12 protein-coding genes are annotated in these 17209 nt (G+C 48.2%); 10 read left to right on the forward strand and 2 right to left on the reverse strand.

Going from position 1 to position 17209, the window contains the following annotated elements; genetic code table 11:
* The first annotated feature begins 15 nt into the window (after positions 1–15).
* From FEN17_RS01115 to FEN17_RS01160, 10 genes are all read left to right on the forward strand, one after another.
* Positions 16–1659, forward strand: coding sequence for a TldD/PmbA family protein (locus FEN17_RS01115; protein ID WP_138363479.1), 1644 nt, complete (start codon positions 16–18; stop codon positions 1657–1659).
* 21 nt (positions 1660–1680) lie between these two features.
* Positions 1681–2997, forward strand: a complete 1317-nt coding sequence (locus tag FEN17_RS01120) for a TldD/PmbA family protein (protein WP_138363480.1) — start codon at positions 1681–1683, stop codon at positions 2995–2997.
* Positions 2998–3038: 41 nt separating this feature from the next.
* Positions 3039–4676, forward strand: coding sequence for a TldD/PmbA family protein (locus FEN17_RS01125; protein ID WP_138363481.1), 1638 nt, complete (start codon positions 3039–3041; stop codon positions 4674–4676).
* A gap of 12 nt (positions 4677–4688) precedes the next feature.
* Positions 4689–6026, forward strand: a complete 1338-nt coding sequence (locus tag FEN17_RS01130) for a TldD/PmbA family protein (RefSeq protein WP_138363482.1) — start codon at positions 4689–4691, stop codon at positions 6024–6026.
* Positions 6027–6048: 22 nt separating this feature from the next.
* The gene (locus tag FEN17_RS01135) at positions 6049–6666 is read left to right on the forward strand and encodes a DUF4159 domain-containing protein (protein WP_138363483.1); all 618 of its coding nucleotides are present in this window, start codon (positions 6049–6051) and stop codon (positions 6664–6666) included.
* 196 nt (positions 6667–6862) lie between these two features.
* Complete coding sequence (locus FEN17_RS01140; RefSeq protein WP_138363484.1) at positions 6863–7846, forward strand: AAA family ATPase; 984 nt, start codon at positions 6863–6865, stop codon at positions 7844–7846.
* 17 nt (positions 7847–7863) lie between these two features.
* Entirely contained in the window at positions 7864–8763 is a 900-nt protein-coding gene (locus FEN17_RS01145; protein ID WP_138363485.1) for a DUF58 domain-containing protein, read from the forward strand.
* Positions 8763–9878, forward strand: a complete 1116-nt coding sequence (locus FEN17_RS28030; protein ID WP_138363486.1) for a BatA domain-containing protein — start codon at positions 8763–8765, stop codon at positions 9876–9878. Before FEN17_RS01145 ends, FEN17_RS28030 begins: the two co-directional genes overlap by 1 nt.
* Complete coding sequence (locus FEN17_RS01155; RefSeq protein ID WP_138363487.1) at positions 9871–12048, forward strand: hypothetical protein; 2178 nt, start codon at positions 9871–9873, stop codon at positions 12046–12048. The genes FEN17_RS28030 and FEN17_RS01155 overlap by 8 nt, the downstream gene beginning before the upstream one ends.
* Before the next feature lie 21 nt (positions 12049–12069).
* Positions 12070–13725, forward strand: a complete 1656-nt coding sequence (locus FEN17_RS01160) for a hypothetical protein (RefSeq protein WP_138363488.1) — start codon at positions 12070–12072, stop codon at positions 13723–13725.
* On the opposite strand, the gene FEN17_RS01165 is transcribed toward FEN17_RS01160, so the two are convergent.
* Together FEN17_RS01165 and FEN17_RS01170 are read right to left on the reverse strand one after the other, a co-directional pair.
* Positions 13722–14543 (reverse strand): tetratricopeptide repeat protein, encoded by an 822-nt coding sequence (locus FEN17_RS01165; RefSeq protein WP_171037803.1) that lies wholly within the window; start codon positions 14541–14543, stop codon positions 13722–13724. The genes FEN17_RS01160 and FEN17_RS01165 overlap by 4 nt on opposite strands.
* Positions 14544–14578: 35 nt before the next feature.
* Entirely contained in the window at positions 14579–17206 is a 2628-nt protein-coding gene (locus FEN17_RS01170) for an ABC transporter permease (protein WP_138363490.1), read from the reverse strand.
* Positions 17207–17209: the final 3 nt, after the last annotated feature.

Raw genomic sequence — 17209 nt, forward strand, 5'->3', positions numbered from 1 at the left:
CCAAATCATTCGAAAATGAAAAGAAGAGATTTCATGCAAATGTCCGGGATGGGTATAGGTGCGCTGATGATGCCTTCCGTACCGGTCATCGGCCAGGCGGTCTCCGCAGAACATCTCCTGGAACCGGGTATCGACGCCGCTGCCAAGAAGAAGCTATCCGAAATTGCGCTGAATGCGGCAAAAAGCAAAGGTGCAACTTATACCGACGTACGGATTGGCCGGTATCTGCAGCAATTTCTTTTTACCCGCGAGCGGCAGGTGCAGAACATTGTCAATGCAGAATCTTACGGCATCGGGATCCGCGTGATTGCAAATGGTACCTGGGGTTTTTCGGCCACCAGCGACGTCACGCCCGACGGTATTGCCAAATGCGCCGCGACTGCCGTAGAGATTGCAAAAGCCAACTCAAAATTCCAGAAAGAACCGGTACAACTCGCTGAGCAAAAGGGGGTAGGGGACAAAACCTGGAAAACGCCGATCGTTAAAAATGCCTTCGAAATCCCGATCCGGGAAAAGGTCGATCTTCTCATGAATGTCAATGGTAAAGCATTAGACGGCGGGGCCAGTTTTGTAACTTCCAATCTCTTTTTTGTAAACGAACAAAAATATTTCGCTTCGTCCGACGGATCATTTATCGACCAGGACGTGCACCGCATCTGGCCAACATTCACGGTGACGGTGACGGATAAAGCTTCCGGAAAATTTAAAACCCGCGACGCAATCAGCTCGCCGATGGGCATGGGCTACGAATATCTCGATGGCGTTGCCTCCGAAAAAATCGCCGGGCCGAATGGTCTGGTCGGTTACCGGAATTCTTATGATATGGTCGAAGATGCGATCACCGCGGCCAAACAAGCGAAAGAAAAAATCACGGCTAAAACCGTCCAGGCGGGGAAATACGACCTGGTCCTTGATCCGAATCACTTAGGACTTACTATCCACGAATCCGTCGGCCACCCGACGGAGCTCGACCGCGTACTAGGCTACGAGGCCAATTATGCCGGTACCAGCTTTGCTACTTTGGATAAATGGCAATCGAAAACATTCGCTTACGGCAGCAAGCTCGTCAACATTGTGGCTGATAAAACCCAGCCGCACACATTGGGCGCTGTGGGTTATGACGACGAGGGCGTGCCCTGCAAAGAGTGGGACATTATCAAAGACGGGATTTTGGTCAACTACCAGGCTATCCGCGATCAGGTAAAGATTATCGGTGAAAAAGAATCGCATGGCTGCTGCTATGCCGATAACTGGAATTCGGTGCAGTTTCAGCGTATGCCCAATATTTCGCTAAAACCGGGTACAGAGAAGCGGAGCGTGATGGATATGATCAAAGGTGTTGAAAAAGGCATTTACATCATCGGTAGAGGCTCGTATTCGATTGACCAGCAGCGCTATAATTTCCAGTTTGGCGGGCAGGTTTTTTACGAAATCAAAAATGGTGAAATCACCGGCATGCTCGACGATGTGGCCTATCAATCTAACACCCAGGAATTCTGGAACTCCTGCGCCCAGCTCTGCGACAAAGACGACTACCGCACCTTCGGCTCCTTCTTCGACGGCAAAGGCCAGCCAGGGCAGGTCAGCGCAGTATCGCACGGAAGCAGCACGACGCGGTTTAATGGGGTGAATGTGATTAATACAGGGAGGAAGATATAGTTCTGCAAATGACATTTACTTATGGCTATCCTATCAAAAGAAGAAGCAAAAAAAATCATAGATAAAGTTCTGGCGTTTTCTAAGGCTGATGAGATCAGTGTTGGGCTAAACGGGGACCGGAGCGGGAATATCCGTTATGCACGTAACTCGGTTTCTACCAGCGGGGAGACGACGGATCTATCGCTTTCGGTGACTTCGGTTTTTGGCAAAAAATCGGGGACGGCGACAATTAACGAATTTGATGATGCCTCGCTGGAAAAGACGGTGCGGCGGGCCGAGGAGATAGCAAAACTCGCGCCGGATAATCCGGAGTATATGCCGATGCTGGGCGCGCAGCAATTTCAGGAAACGCAATCTTTTGCCGAAAGTACCGCCGCCATCAATCCTGGTTTTCGTGCGCAAGCTGCATTTAACAGCATTGATCCCTGCATTAAAAAAGACCTGACTGCTGCCGGATTTTTGCAGGACAGCGCTGGCTTTTCGGCCATAGGGAACAATAAGGGCCTTTTTGCCTACAATAAATCTACCTCTGTCGATTTTTCTATCACTGTTAGAACCGCCGATGGGAAAGGGTCGGGTTATGCAACGCGCGATTACAATGATGCGTCGAAATTAGATACCAAAGCTGCGACTGAAATTGCAATGCAAAAGGCGCTGGCTTCGGTGAACACCAAAGCGTTGGAACCAGGAAAATATACGGTGATCCTCGAACCGACGGCTGCGGTGGATTTACTCCAGAATATGATGCGGAGCATGGATGCGCGGAATGCCGACGAAGGTCGCAGCTTCCTGGGCAAAAAAGGAGGTGGGACCCGGCTGGGCGAAAAGCTTTTTGATGAGCGCATTACCATTTATTCCGATCCTGCAAATCCTGAAATCCCCACTTCGCCTTTTGCCGGAGACGGCCGTGCGCAGGAAAAAGTGACCTGGATTGACAAAGGCGTCGTAAAAAATATGTACTACTCACGTTTCTGGGCGCAGAAGCAGGGTGTAAAAGCAGTGCCGGCTCCTTCCGGATTCATTCTCGCGGGAGGCACGGAATCTCTCGCCGACCTTATCAAAGGGACTGAAAAAGGCATTTTGGTCACCCGGTTCTGGTACATTCGCGCCGTCGATCCGCAGACATTGTTATACACTGGCCTGACCCGTGACGGGACTTTTTACATTGAAAACGGGCAGATCAAATACCCAGTGAAAAACTTCCGGTTTAACGAAAGTCCGGTGATCATGCTCAACAATGTGGAGGCGATCGGCAAGCCTGTTCGGGCGGCTGGAAACCTTGTTCCGCCACTGAAAATCAGGGACTTCACTTTCACCAGTTTATCCGACGCAGTCTAGGCATTTTACTTTGTATCACTATTAGCTAAAACTTATACACTTTGAAAAGAAGAGATTTTGTACAACTGGCTGGATTAGGAACCGGAGCGTTCCTGCTGCCTGGCCTGGCGATGGGCAGGAATGTTTCTCCCGAAGCTTTTCTGGACTCCGGCGTCGACGTTGCTGTCAAGAAAAGGCTGGCCGACGCTGCATTGAATGCGGCCAAATCCAAAGGCGCGTCCTATGCCGATGTGCGGATCGGTCGCTATCTCAACCAATATGTGGTTACGCGGGAAGATAAAGTCCAGAACATTGTCAATACCGAATCTTATGGTGTCGGGGTGCGCGTGATCGCCAACGGTTGCTGGGGTTTTGCGGCGGTGGTGGATGTAAATAATGAGGGGCAGATGGCGAAAGCCGCAGAAGATGCTGTGGCGATTGCGAAAGCCAATGCAAAATTAATGAAAGAGCCGGTGCAACTGGCGCCGCAAAAAGGTTTTGGAGAGGTAAGCTGGAAGGCGCCGATCAAGAAAAATGCTTTTGAAGTTCCTGTAAAAGAAAAGGCGGACCTGCTGCTGGGCGTGAATGCTGCGGCAATGGCCAATGGGGCTAACTATGTGAATTCCATTTTGTTTCTGGTAAACGAACAAAAATATTTCGCCTCTACCGACGGTTCCTACATTGACCAGGACATTCACCGAATCTGGCCAATTTTCAACATTACGGCAATCGATCCTAAATCCGGGAAATTCGAGACGCGGAATGCATTGAGTGCACCGATGGGGATGGGCTATGATTATCTCCAAACAAATCCTGCGGACAAAGTAGCCGGCGTGACCACCCGCTATAAAATGGGTTACGATATGCTGGAAGATGCCACTGCCGGCGCCAAACAGGCAAAGGAAAAACTGACTGCGAAGTCGGTAGAAGCTGGAAAATATGATTTGATCCTGGATCCGTCGCACTTGTGGCTGACCATTCACGAATCGGTCGGCCACCCGCTGGAACTGGACCGCGTGCTGGGATATGAAGCGAATTTCGCCGGTACTTCTTTCGCAACATTGGATAAATGGCAGTCCAAAACATTCCAGTATGGCAGCAAGCAGGTAAACCTGGTTGCGGATAAATTACAGGTTGGTTCGCTGGGAGCAGTGGGCTGGGACGACGAAGGGGTGAATACCAAAAAGTGGGATCTGGTGCGGGACGGCGTGCTGGTGAACTATCAGGCAATCCGTGACCAGGTGCACATTATCGGAGGAAAAGAATCGCAGGGTTGCTGCTATGCCGATAGTTGGAGTTCGGTACAATTCCAGCGGATGCCGAATGTTTCGCTCGAAGCCGGCAAAGCTGCACTGAGTGTGGAGGATATGATTAAGGATGTGAAAAAAGGCATTTACATCATCGGGGACGGTTCTTTCTCGATCGATCAGCAGCGTTATAACTTCCAGTTTGGCGGCCAGCTTTTTTATGAGATCAAAGACGGAAAAATTGTCGGCATGTTGAAAGACGTGGCGTATCAGTCTAACACCCAGGAGTTCTGGAATTCCTGCGTGCAGGTTTGCGATGAAAAAGATTATCGTTTGGGTGGCTCTTTCTTCGACGGAAAAGGCCAGCCTTCCCAGTCGAGCGCAGTTTCGCACGGAAGTTCGACAGCCCGGTTTAATGGGGTGAATGTGATTAATACCGCCAGAAAAATTTAAATCTCACCAGCCATGTCAATCATATTAACAGAAGCAGAAGCAAAAGCACTTTTGCAAAAAGTGCTGAAATATTCCAAAGCCGATGAATGTGAGATCAACATTCTGGGAGAGGAGCGGGGTAATTTGCGTTATGCCCGAAACGAAGTGTCGACCTCAGGATCATTGGTCAACCAGAATTTGCAGGTCCAATCCGCTTTTGGCAAAAAAGTGGGCGTCGCGACCGTCGATGAATTCAGCGATGAGGCCATAGAAAAATGTGTTCGTCGCTCGGAAGAACTGGCCCAGCTGGCGCCTGAAAATCCTGAATATGTGAGCGTTTTGGAACCTCAGACTTATGGTAAATCCAACGGTTTCTTCGAATCGACGGCAGCCGTGACGCCGGATGTTCGCGCCGATGCAGTGGCGAAAAGTTTGGAACTGTCGCGTGCGCAAAACCTTACCGCAGCTGGCTTTCTGGAAAACCGGAAAGGTTACAGCGCGATGATGAATTCAAAAGGGCTTTTTGCATATTATCCGAGCACAAATGTCAACTTTTCGCTAACGGTGAGAACGCCGGATGGGAAAGGATCGGGTTATGTAGCGCGCGGGTATAGCGACATTAAAAAACTGGATACGGCAGCAGCAACCAACATTGCGATCCAGAAATCCAAAGGTTCTGTGGATGCCAAATCTTTGGAACCCGGAAAATATACCGTCATTTTGGAGCCCACGGCTGCGGTGGTACTTTTGGAAAATATCTTTTTCAGCATGGACGCGCGGAGTGCCGACGAAGGAAGATCATTCCTCAGCAAACCCGGCGGCAAAACAAAATTAGGCGAAAAGATCGTCGATGAGCGCGTCAATATTTATACGGATCCGGCCAATCCCGAGTTACCGTCTTCTCCGTGGTCGGGCGATGGACAGCCGATCAATAAAATGAGCCTGATTGAAAAAGGGGTGGTTAAAAACATGTTCTACTCGCGTTATTGGGCACAAAAGAACAATGTGAAGCCGGTACCATTTCCGAGTAATGTGATCATGGATGGTGGAACTGCGTCGCTTGCGGATATGATTAAATCTACGAAACAAGGAATTTTGGTCACAAAACTCTGGTACATCCGTGAGGTAGATCCGCAAACATTATTGCAAACCGGCCTCACCCGCGACGGTACTTTTTACATTGAAAATGGCGTGATCAAATATCCGATCAAAAATTTCCGGTTCAACGAAAGTCCGGTGATTATGCTCAACAACATCGAAACGCTGGGTAAGCCAGAGCGGGTTGTAAGTACAGAATCGGACCGGAATTATCTGATTCCGCCTATGAAAATCAGGGAGTTTACATTTTCATCACTTTCCGATGCGGTTTAGGTTGATGGGTTGACGAGGAAGCATGAAACCTTTTTTCTTTACAAGATTACAATACACTTCGGGTAACTGGGATACTGACCAGCGGATGCCGTCGAATCTGCTGCATTCGCTGGTTGAGTACACCACGATACCCATCGATGAAAAGGAAAAAGTGGTCCAGCTAAACAGCAACGAAATTTTCAAGAGTCCGTTCTGCTACCTCAGCGGGCATAAGCTCGTCGAATTTTCGGCCCAGGAGCGTGACCATTTCCGGCGGTATGTCCAAAATGGCGGCTTTGTTTTTGTGGACGACTGCAACCACGACATCGACGGACTTTTTGCCAAATCCTTTGAACAGGAAATGGACCGGACATTTGGCCCAAAAGCATTACAAAAAATCCCTAACAACCACCCGATTTACAATTGCTTCTTCAAATTCGAAGACGGCCCACCCACCACCTCCTTCGAGCTTAATGGCTGGGGCGACGACCTCGTGCACGATTACCTCAAAGCGATCACCATCAACGGCCGCATCGGGGTTTTGTATAGCAACAAGGATTACGGCTGTGAATGGGACTATGATTTTCGGAATAAAAGGTTTCTGGCAGTAGATAATACGCGGTTCGGAGTAAATATTGTGATGTATGCGCTGACGGCTTGATTTTGGATCGGGGTTGTTCGAAATAGGTTCGGAGTTGTTATTTGTTGTCGGGTATTGTTAAATATAGCTTTATTAACATCGTCATGCTGAGCGGAGTCGAAGCACGCTACTGGCTGGGCACAATGCACGTTTGCGTTTCGTCTAGCCAGTAACGCCCTTCGACTCCGCTCAGGGTGACAAGTAAAAGTCACTCAATTTGAATACTTCATTAGAACATTACAAATACCTGGTCACCAAGCTCCCTTTGCTAAAAAAGGAAATCGCTAAAGTCATCATTGGGCAGCAGGAAGCTATTGATGAGATATTGATTTCGCTGCTGGCTGGGGGGCATTGTTTGCTGGAAGGGGTGCCAGGACTGGCTAAGACGTTGATGGTGAAGACCATGTCGGAGGCTTTGCACATGAGCCTTAAGCGGATCCAATTTACGCCCGACCTGATGCCCGGGGATATTGTGGGTACCGAGATTTTGGAAGAGGACCACGAAACCGGCAGGAAGTTTTTCAAATTCAACAAAGGGCCGCTTTTTGCCAACGTGGTTCTGGCCGATGAGATCAACCGGACGCCACCAAAAACGCAGGCGGCGTTGCTCGAAGCGATGCAGGAAAAGAGCGTGACTTACGGCGGTACCAACTACGAGTTGCCGAGCCCGTTTTTGATCATCGCAACCCAAAATCCGATTGAGCAGGCGGGTACATATCCGCTGCCGGAGGCCCAGCTCGACCGGTTTTTGTTGTATATCAAACTCAGCTACCCCGACGAGCAGGAAGAATTGAATGTACTAAAAGGCACCACGGGATCATTCAAAGCCCAGATTGATCGCATTTTGACAGACATTGAAATCGGGCAACTGCAAAATCTGACGCGTGAAGTGCATATCAGCGAAGAACTGATTATTTGGATCAACAAACTCGTACGAGCATCCCGGCCGGAAGGTAGTCCGTCGGATTTTGTGAAAGAATGGTGCGACTGGGGTGCAGGCCCGCGCGCCGGGCAGGCGCTGGTACTTTGTGCCAAAGCCCGGGCGGTGATGAACGAGCGGTTTTCAGTCATTCCCGAGGACATTCAAAAGCTGGCTTATCCGGTTTTGCGGCATCGTATCGCGATGAATTTCAGGGCGGAAGCGGAGAACATTACGGCTGACCAGGTAATTCAGGAGCTCTTGAAAGGGGTCAAACTTTAAACAAAATCCTGCCGGAAATGCAAAAAGCCACCTTGCTCGCTTCCAATCTGATCAAGCTCAAAAACCTGCAACTGACCGGCAAGCTGGTGAGCGAGGAACTGATGCTGGGTATTCATGGGAGCAAACGGTCGGGGATTGGGATTGAATTTGAGCAGTACCGGCATTACGAACCGGGCGATGATCCGAAACGCATTGACTGGAAACTCTTTGCGCGGACGGACAAACATTTGATCCGCGAATCTTCGACGGAAAGCGACCGGCAAATCAGGTTTGTGCTGGATCTTAGCGGCTCGATGAACTATACCGAAAATGGCGTGAGCCGGTTGCAATATGCCCAGATCTTACTGGCTTCGCTGGCTTATTTGTGTTACATACAGAATGATCAGATGAGTTTGTACACATTGAAAAATGGTATGGTGCAAACTTTAAGTGCCACGGGATCAGCCACTTCGGGGCGGCAGGCTTTTCAGAAGATTTTGGTGGGTTTGGAGAAAACCGTAGCAGAAGGTGCCTGGGTAAATGATGCTGCGGGCCTTTTGAAATTTCCCGAACTGCAAACAAAAACAAAGGAGCAGCTCATTTTCGTGAGTGACCTGCTGCAAGTCGACGATGAATGGTTGAAATTGGTTCGCTCGCTGGCAAATCCGAATCGTGAAGTGGTGATTTTCCAGATTCTGGGCGATCGGGAGGCAAATTTTAATTTAAAAGGCTTCTACCGATTTACCGATCTGGAAACCGGGAAGGAAATTGAGCTGGATGCGGAATCCGTGCGGGAGAGTTTCCAGCATTCGATGGATGATTATCTTGCAGGATTAAAAGAACAGCTGCAAATCCCACACGTTCAATTAGTTAAAGTAAGATTGAGCGATCCGATCGGGATGGTTCTGAAAACATTTTTGACCAAAAGAAAAGGCTGATGGAGCTGCTGCAACCTTACTGGCTTTGGGGAATGCTGGCGGTGGCGATACCTGTCGCGATACATTTCTGGAACCAGAAAAAGGGCCAAACGATTGAGTGGGCGGCGACGAGGTGGCTTGTAGACAAAACTTCACTAAACCACCGCGGCATCCGGCTGCACGAAATCCCTTTAATGTTGCTCCGTTGCCTGCTGGTCGCGCTGCTGGCGCTGATTTTGGGACAGCCGGTCATAAATTGGCTGAATGAAACAGCTGATAGTCAGACTGTTCATTTGGTTCAACCAGATCGGCGGCTGGTTGAGAATTTTCGGTTTGAGTTGGAGGCGGCTTTGAAAAAGGGCGAAAAGTTGTTTTGGATTGGGGAGAATGTCACGCCTGTCAGCAACTTAACAGACATTTCCAACTCACAAAATGCCGGGGAAAATTTACAGCAAAACATCAATAAAACGGCCTCAGCACACAGTATCCTGCGTTTTTACCTGCTCGCTGAACAAAAATTGGCAGAACTTTCTAAAATATATGTCCCCGGTTCTTTCCAGCTTTTTACACTGCCGGATTCTTCCAAAAATTCGAAAGATCAGCTCCTTTTTGATCAAAATAAAAAATGGAATGTGTTGGTGGCTTACCAAAATCCGGATGAGCAAACAACTGCATCTGCTGCGCTGAATGCGCTTAAAGATGTTTACGGATTCACATTTAACATGGATTTAAAGTTAGAAGCTGGGAAAAATTATGATTTGGTTTTGGCTGATCATGTAACAAAACCAATTGATCCGAAAGCATTATATGTCATTTCCGGAAAACCGGCGGGGGTTGATATGCCAGTTAATGTGAAGCAAGTTCCTGATTCTCTGCTGCTGGCGTCCTCGGAATTCGTAGAAAGCGGCAGGTTGCCGGAGTGGCTGGGAGAGGTTTTTGCGAAACATCATTGTCTTGTGAAAAGTAATGTTCCTTTAAGCAATCAGCAACTCGGTGCATTATTTGTGCGGACGAAACCGGCTTTGGAAACCGAAGCTCGTGAAATGCGAAAATGGCTTCTGCTGTTTTTTGTGCTGACAGCTTTTTTGGAAAGGGTAATTTCACTGCGTAAAAACCGGGTTAACAGCTATGCTTAAACTCGAAAAGCTGATTAAAGCAGTCACCGGACAACTTTATTTTACCGATGCATTGCGGTGCATATCTCTGGCTATTGCTGCATTTCTGCTGGTTTTTGTTTTTTCTCAAAATGCTCTCCTGAGCTTTCTTGGGGCTATTCTGGCACTTTTTCTTGGGGTTGGTATCACCAAAATTTACCAAAACAAAAAACCGGCGGCGGTCAGGTTGATCCATCAATATTCCGGCGATACCGAGTACAGCCTTCATTTGCTGGAAAAGGATAACCTCAACATGGCCGAACAGTTGCAGCTTGAACGCATCGCGGATCGGCAGGCTGATTTCCCTTTTCAAAAGTTGTATAGCGGGCTTGGCTGGTATGCTGCTGCGGTTTTAGTCTCGCTGATTTTTTATTTTGTTTATCCAAAAATTAAGACTTATGCTGCTCAAAATGAGCAAGTTTCAAAAGTCGCTACCCCGCGCGTTAAAGTCAACAAAGCGTCGCCGCCGACATTTCAATCCTCCGAAGTTTTGGTGCAGCCGCCAGGCTATACCTTGTTGCCAAAGAGGCAGTCAGCGGATTTGAATGTATCGGCGATTTATGGGTCGATGATCAGCTGGCAAATCCGGTTTGATCATTCGGATCAGTTGGCGGTGCGGCTCGCGAACAGTCGGGGAGAGGAAGCGGCATTCAAATCCAGTGAACAAAGTTTTTCGTACAGCGACCGGCTGACGGGCTCCGGTTTGTACTCAATCAAGGCTTACTGGAAAGATTCACTGGTCTATCAGTCAGACTTTTACAAGCTGGAAGCATTGCCGGATCTCGCACCAAAAATTGAGCCGGCTTCGAAGGAATTGTACCAATATCATACTATAAAAGACAGCAAGCAGCTCAAAATTTCAGCAAAGATATCCGACGATTTTCGGGTAAAGCAGGCATTTATTGTGGCCACGGTGGCGCGAGGTGCCGGGGAAAATGTGAAGTTCAGAGAAGTGAAATTTCCTTTGTCGGCTGATTTCAGGGAAGCTAATCTGCAAAAAACCATCAACCTCGACGAGCTCAATTTTTCGCCTGGTGACGAGCTTTACTATTACTGGGCGGCGATGGATAACAAGCAGCCGGAGCCCAATTTTAGTAAGTCGGACACCTATTTCTTGGTTTTTAAAGACACTACGCAAATCGAGGAAGCGGAGCTGGCAACGATGGCAGTGAACATCATGCCGGAATATTTCAGGAGCCAGCGGCAGATTATCATTGATACCGAAAAGCTGATTGCAAAGCGTAAAAAATTGAAAAAAGAGGAGTTTAATGCCACTTCCAACGAAATCGGTTTTGACCAAAAAGTGCTCCGGCTGCGCTACGGACAATATTTGGGTGAAGAATTTGAAACCAACATTGGCGGGCAAGCGGAGGAGGGAAACATCGTCGACGCATTCACGCACCATTCTGATGGGACCGGGGAAGGCGCCGAGCAGCGGGCCGCTGAACCGACCGAGCATCACGATCACGAAAGTTCGAAAGCGGCGGAAACTAAGGACCCGCTGGCGGCGCTGATGGAGCAGTACACGCATGCACACGACAATGCGGAAACCAATACCTTTTACGAGCAGTCGACGCGGGCTTTGCTGAAAATGGCTTTGGAACAAATGTGGCAATCGGAGCTGCATTTGCGAATGTATGAGCCGGAAAAGGCACTTCCGTTTGAGAACAAAGCTTTGGAATACCTGAAATCGGCGCAGCAAAAAGCACGGACTTATGTGAAAAAAAGCGGCTACGACCCGCCGCCGATCAAGGAGCAGGAAAAAAGGCTGACAGGCGAAATGAAGGACCTCGCTACGGATTTGACTTCTAAAAAAATATATACGGACAAGCAAACCCAGCAGCTTGTGGCTGAGGTACTTGGCTTTCTGGAATATCCGGTTTTAAATCCAGATCAGCGGTCACATTTACAGGGGGCGGGAAGTACATTAAGTCAGCGGATGGCGGAGAGCGGGCCTCTGAATGGTGGTTTGCAGAATTGGCCGGTGATCGCATCGCTGCAAAAATTGGTGAGCGGCAAGACATTAACCCCATTGGAAAAACAGGCTTTAAAAACAGAACTATATAAATATTCGGGCAAATCAATGCTGAGTAAGTCGGGACATTCCAGCGAACAGAAGCTGGAAGCGGCATTCTGGAAGCATTTGCGCTGATTTGTAAATTGAATAATACGAATGATCCATTTTGATTTCGACTGGTCGGATTTACTGAACAAACTGATTTTTGCAGTGGCTGTGTTCATACTGCCGCTGCAATTGTGGCTGCTGGTTTTCAGGAATCGGGCAGCTGGGAAAAATGGTTTTGATCGCAGGTTAACATTAAAATTAATCCTCAACATTATTCTGTGGATCAGCATTTTAGGATTTATTACACAGCCTTATCTGTCTTTGCCAGCTAGCTCAAAAAGCCGGATGCTGGTTGCGAAAGATGTGTCTTCTGACATTGTACAGAAAATTCGGGATAGCTTAAAGGTTGAAACCATTAATGTCGGCGCGCTGGCAAAATCATCTGCGGATACCTTGCTCATTGTCGGCCAAAACTTTGAGCCTGCATTCTTTGCTTCGATTCAACAATTGGAATATCAGCCTGTCCTTCAATGGAATCCGTTTTTTGCGACGGATCAATTTCAAAGTTTGAATTGGAAAGGAGTGGTAAGAAAAGGCGAAATGCAAAGTGTCCGGGGGAGCTTGTTTTCTTCAAAGCAGCAGGTCATTAAACTATTATTTGGTGGGCAAACGCTTGATAGTGTCGCACTGCACCCTGGCTTCCAGGATTTTAAGCTGGAAATTCCTGTCTTCGCACAAGGCCGAAATACTGTGGAGCTCTTGTTGGGCGATCAAATTTCAGATACGCTGCGTTTTTTCAGTCGGCCAGCAGAAAAACTCACTGTAAGTTTTCTTCTGGACAATCCGGATTTTGAAACCCGCGCGCTGGCGACCTGGCTGGGTAAAAATGGGCATGGCGTCCGATATGAAGCAAAGTTGTCGAAGGGGGTGCAATCGAGCCAGAACATCAATGCGGCGAAAGAGTCCGATTTGGTTGTGACGGATGCGGGAAATGCGGGGAATGTTTTGGTGAAAAAAGCCTTGAATGCAGGAAGGAGCATTCTTTTTGTAAATCTGACTAATCCCGGAACTGAAATAGCCACAATCAACCGGGCGCTCGGGACGCGGTTTCAAGTCAAAAAAATCTCCAACGAGCCGAATGTGAAAGTTACATCCGAGTTCAATGCGCTACCTTTCCAATTTTCGAAAGCGCCCTACCAACTGACCACACCTGGATATCCGGTCGTGATCGAAAAGCAAAAGGGGAAAGTGGGAGTCAGTCTGTTGAACGAAACATTTCCGATGCAGCTGACCGGGGATAGTGTTGCCTACGAGCGGGTTTGGAACTCGATTTTGGCTTTGGTTAGGCCGGTTTTGGGGAAAAACTTGGAAGTGCCAGCGCCAGTTTTTGCAGGTTTGCCGACCCGAATTGATCTGAACGGTTTCCCTGATTTGGGAAAGGAAATGCGGATTGGCACTGATACCGTTTATGTTGAGAAGTCCGCATTCAATGAGAAATCGGGCGCGGCTCTGTGGGTGCCACGCGAAAGCGGCTGGGTAACATTAAAAGATTCGATTCCCACCGAAATATTTGTCGAAAGCAACTCGCCTGGCTTCAAAATCGCCCAAATGCGTGACTTTGTAAATGCAAATCATGTCTCGGACACATTGAATCGTAAGGAACTTCGAACAGCCCAAAATGTTGATCGGAAATTGCCGGACTGGTTCTGGTTTTGCTGGTTAATGTTTTGTTTTGCAGTGCTTTGGGTTGAAGCAAAATTCTAGTTTTGTTCTGCTGTAATGCCCAGATCTGCGAGTGTAACCTGCCGCGGATAGGGCACCAGCCATGCATTGGGTTCATTAATTTTGTAGCCCTCCTGCACATACTGCCTGGCTTTTTCGAAATACTGGATTTGCTGCTTATCGCCGGTCGCCTTTTTGATCAGGCTCATATAATAATTGGCAGTGGGATGCTGCTCATATAGCTGCAAACATTCAATCAGTCGCCCCTCGGCGCGGTCCAGCTCGTTATTGAGGTAGTGCATGATGCCGAAGTACAGCAGCGTGTTGTAATGAATGTCATTCCTGCCTTCGCCGCGTTTTTGCGTAGCAATGTCTTTCAAAAAATAAGTTTCCGCCTTTTCATAGTTGCCCAAACCGGTGTAGGCCATCGCAATAAAAAATGAAAATGAGTGGTCCATCGTGAAAGCATTCGGCATAAGCTTTTCGGCTTCCTCAAAGTCTGCAATGGCTTTTTCATAATTCTGTGCAAAAATACAATGCAGATATCCCCGGTAAGGCAGCCACCGCTGCTGGTCCAGCTCGACGGCTTTGTCGATGTTTTGAAAAAGCTTTTCAGGGGCTCTCAATGCAATGTAAGCCAGCGCGCGCGCCTGGTACGCCTCCGCAATGTTGGGGCAAATCGCAATCAGCGAATCGTACGTTTGCAACCACTCTTTGTCGTTGAAAGCAAACTGATGCGCACGTTTGGAATATGCTTTAAAGAGGCTGTCCTGGTAAGTTTTGGAGATGCAGCTGGAATTGTTTTGAGAAAATGCCGAATGAGTAGTTGCTAGGAAAATTAGAATTAGTAGTGTTTTCATTGGCATCGAAATTCAAATGTTGTCACCAGTAAGTCTTACTCAGACCGCAAGCTCTTGATTGGATTCATCAAAGCGGCTTTGATGGCCTGGAAACTGACTGTGAGCAGCGTGATGAGCATGGTGCAGAGGCCGGTTATGATGAAAATCCACCAGGAAATGTTGGTGCGATACGTGTATTTTTCGAGCCAGCCGCTCAGAAAATAGTACGACACCGGCACGGCGATCAGAAAAGCGACACTTACCAGGATCACAAAATCTTTGGACAACATGCCCCAAACATTGGCAACTGTGGCACCGAGTACTTTTCGTACACCGATTTCCTTGGTACGCTGCTCGGCGATAAACGATGCTACGCCAAACAATCCCAGGCAGCTTATGAGTACAGCCAGGATGGCAAAGAAGGTTGTGAGTTTCGCGATTCTCATTTCTTCATAAAATTTGCCGGCATACTCCTCGTCCACAAAACTGTGCTCGAAAGGAACGCCCGGATCATATTTTTTGAAGGCAGCCTCGATTTTAGTTAATGCAGAACTGACGCTGGTAGCGGGGTTGATCCGCAGGCTTACCACACCAAAACCTTCTTTTCCGATCGTGAAAACCAGTGGTCGCACAGGCTCGTAGGGCGAGCCGGTGACCATATCTTTGATCACACCAATCACTTTAAAAGATTCGTCAAACCACTTCATATCTTGTCCGACGGGGTTTTTCAGGTTCATGAATTTGATAGCGGTCTCGTTGAATACCAGGCCGATTGAATCGGAAGCTAGCTGCTTGTCGAAATCGCGTCCGTCGACAAATTTCCAGCCGACCGTTTTTCCGTAATCGTAGGAAATTTCATTGTAATCGAAGTCGGACGACTGGGCCGGATCTTTTCCTTTCCAGACCAACCCGCTGGTACTGGACCAGGAATTGGTTGCCGGGCTGCTGGATGCGCCCATTTCCAGGATCGCGCCGCTGCTTTTGAGCTCATCGCGCACGGCTTCGAAATGATTGATAATGTCGGGCGTAGAGAGATAAACGGTAATTAAGCCTTCGCGGTTGTAGCCGACGGGCCGGTCTTTGGCAAACTGGATCTGCCGGTAGACTACGATGGTACCGACGATCAGAATAATAGAAACCGTAAACTGTACAACCACCAATGTCTTCCTTGGAAGTGCCGCCAGTCGTCCGGCTTTGAATGTTCCTTTTAAAACCTTAACCGGTTGAAATGAAGATAAATATAATGCTGGATAGCTTCCAGCGATGAGCGCTGTCACGGCACTGAACACGATGCTTATGAACCAGAATAAAGGTTTTGTCCACAGCATTGTAAGCTTTTTGTCGGCCACTTCATTGAAGAATGGGAGCATGAGCAGCACGAGCAGGATGGCAATGAAAAAAGCAAATGCGACGACCAGAAAAGATTCACTGAAAAACTGGGTAATAAGCTGTTTTCTGACCGAGCCGACCGCTTTACGGATACCTACTTCCTTAGCACGTTTTTCGGAACGCGCTGTGCTCAGGTTCATGAAATTAATGCAGGCCAGCAGCAGTACAAATGCGCCAATCACCCCAAAAAGCCAGACATTTTCGATCCTTCCGCCAACCCGTACGCCATTTTTAAATGTTGAATAGAGATACCATTTTGCCATCGGGTTCACGAAAACATCCGGCTTGAATTTCTGCTGCTCGGGGCGGATATGTTTCTTTTTCACATCTTTGATCCTTGCTGAAACCTGGTCAATGTTGACGTGGTCGTTCAGCTGCGCGAAAATCTGGTGGCTGTTTGGCCGCCAGGGATCTTCCATCGTTTTCAGGCTCGCATTGTTGGCTTCGTATAAAGTGTAGGGCATGATCACTTCGAGCTGCCGGAAAGAACTGTTGTAAGGCAGGTCTTCATAGACACCCGTCACTTTCAAATCCATTTTATTGTCGACCTTGACAATTTTATCCATCGGATCGGTATCACCGAAAACAGCTTTGGCGGCGCTTTCCGACAGCATGATCGAGTTGATATCTTTCAAACCGGCCCTGGTGCCGCGTATCATATTGAGGGACAGCATTTCAGGTGCCTGTTCGTCGATATAGTTTCCCAGCTTTTTGAGTTTTTTGTCGCCCACTGACAGTACGTGCGGGCTGGTCCAGGTCGACATCACGATTTGTTTAAAATCGCTGCCATAGGTCCGGCGCAGCTCTTCGCCGAGCGGGTAGGGCATCGCCTCCTGCGTCATGATCTCACCGTTGCGGGTCTGGTGCTGCATGACCTGCACAATGCTGTCATAGTTTTTGAAATTCTTGTTAAAGGAAATCTCATCATAAATCCACAAGCCGATGAGCATGGCCACGGCCATTCCCATCGCGAGACCGGTAATGTTGATAAAGCTGTACGCCTTGTTTTTGGCAAGGGTACGGAGCGCGATTTTAAAATAGTTCTTGATCATTTCAGAGCTAAACAGATAAGTGGATGAATAGGGACTTGGTTTTCTTCTAATAAAATAGGGACGAATGTAGCGCAGCGCCATCGCCAGATAGGTAATCCGGGCTTTCGCGTGGTTCTCGTGAGTTACACTTTTGGCATAAACTTCATGCAGGTCACCCAGCACGTCCTCAATGAAATGCGGGGCGATGACGGTGTTTAAAATGGCGTCAATCCAGCGTGGCGGTTGTTTTTCGTGATTTTTCATGGC

The organism is Dyadobacter luticola (assembly GCF_005860805.1).
Classification (GTDB): Bacteria; Bacteroidota; Bacteroidia; order Cytophagales; family Spirosomataceae; genus Dyadobacter; species Dyadobacter luticola.

What these genes read in the sequence shown, in the direction of transcription:
- FEN17_RS01160 (WP_138363488.1), top strand. Translation starts at nt 12,070, where the DNA reads ATGATCCATTTTGATTTCGACTGGTCGGATTTACTGAACAAACTGATT.
- FEN17_RS01170 (WP_138363490.1), bottom strand. Translation starts at nt 17,206, where the DNA reads ATGAAAAATCACGAAAAACAACCGCCACGCTGGATTGACGCCATTTTA.
- FEN17_RS01130 (WP_138363482.1), top strand. Translation starts at nt 4,689, where the DNA reads ATGTCAATCATATTAACAGAAGCAGAAGCAAAAGCACTTTTGCAAAAA.
- FEN17_RS01145 (WP_138363485.1), top strand. Translation starts at nt 7,864, where the DNA reads ATGCAAAAAGCCACCTTGCTCGCTTCCAATCTGATCAAGCTCAAAAAC.
- FEN17_RS01155 (WP_138363487.1), top strand. Translation starts at nt 9,871, where the DNA reads ATGCTTAAACTCGAAAAGCTGATTAAAGCAGTCACCGGACAACTTTAT.
- FEN17_RS01135 (WP_138363483.1), top strand. Translation starts at nt 6,049, where the DNA reads ATGAAACCTTTTTTCTTTACAAGATTACAATACACTTCGGGTAACTGG.
- FEN17_RS01115 (WP_138363479.1), top strand. Translation starts at nt 16, where the DNA reads ATGAAAAGAAGAGATTTCATGCAAATGTCCGGGATGGGTATAGGTGCG.
- FEN17_RS01120 (WP_138363480.1), top strand. Translation starts at nt 1,681, where the DNA reads ATGGCTATCCTATCAAAAGAAGAAGCAAAAAAAATCATAGATAAAGTT.
- FEN17_RS01165 (WP_171037803.1), bottom strand. Translation starts at nt 14,543, where the DNA reads ATGAAAACACTACTAATTCTAATTTTCCTAGCAACTACTCATTCGGCA.
- FEN17_RS28030 (WP_138363486.1), top strand. Translation starts at nt 8,763, where the DNA reads ATGGAGCTGCTGCAACCTTACTGGCTTTGGGGAATGCTGGCGGTGGCG.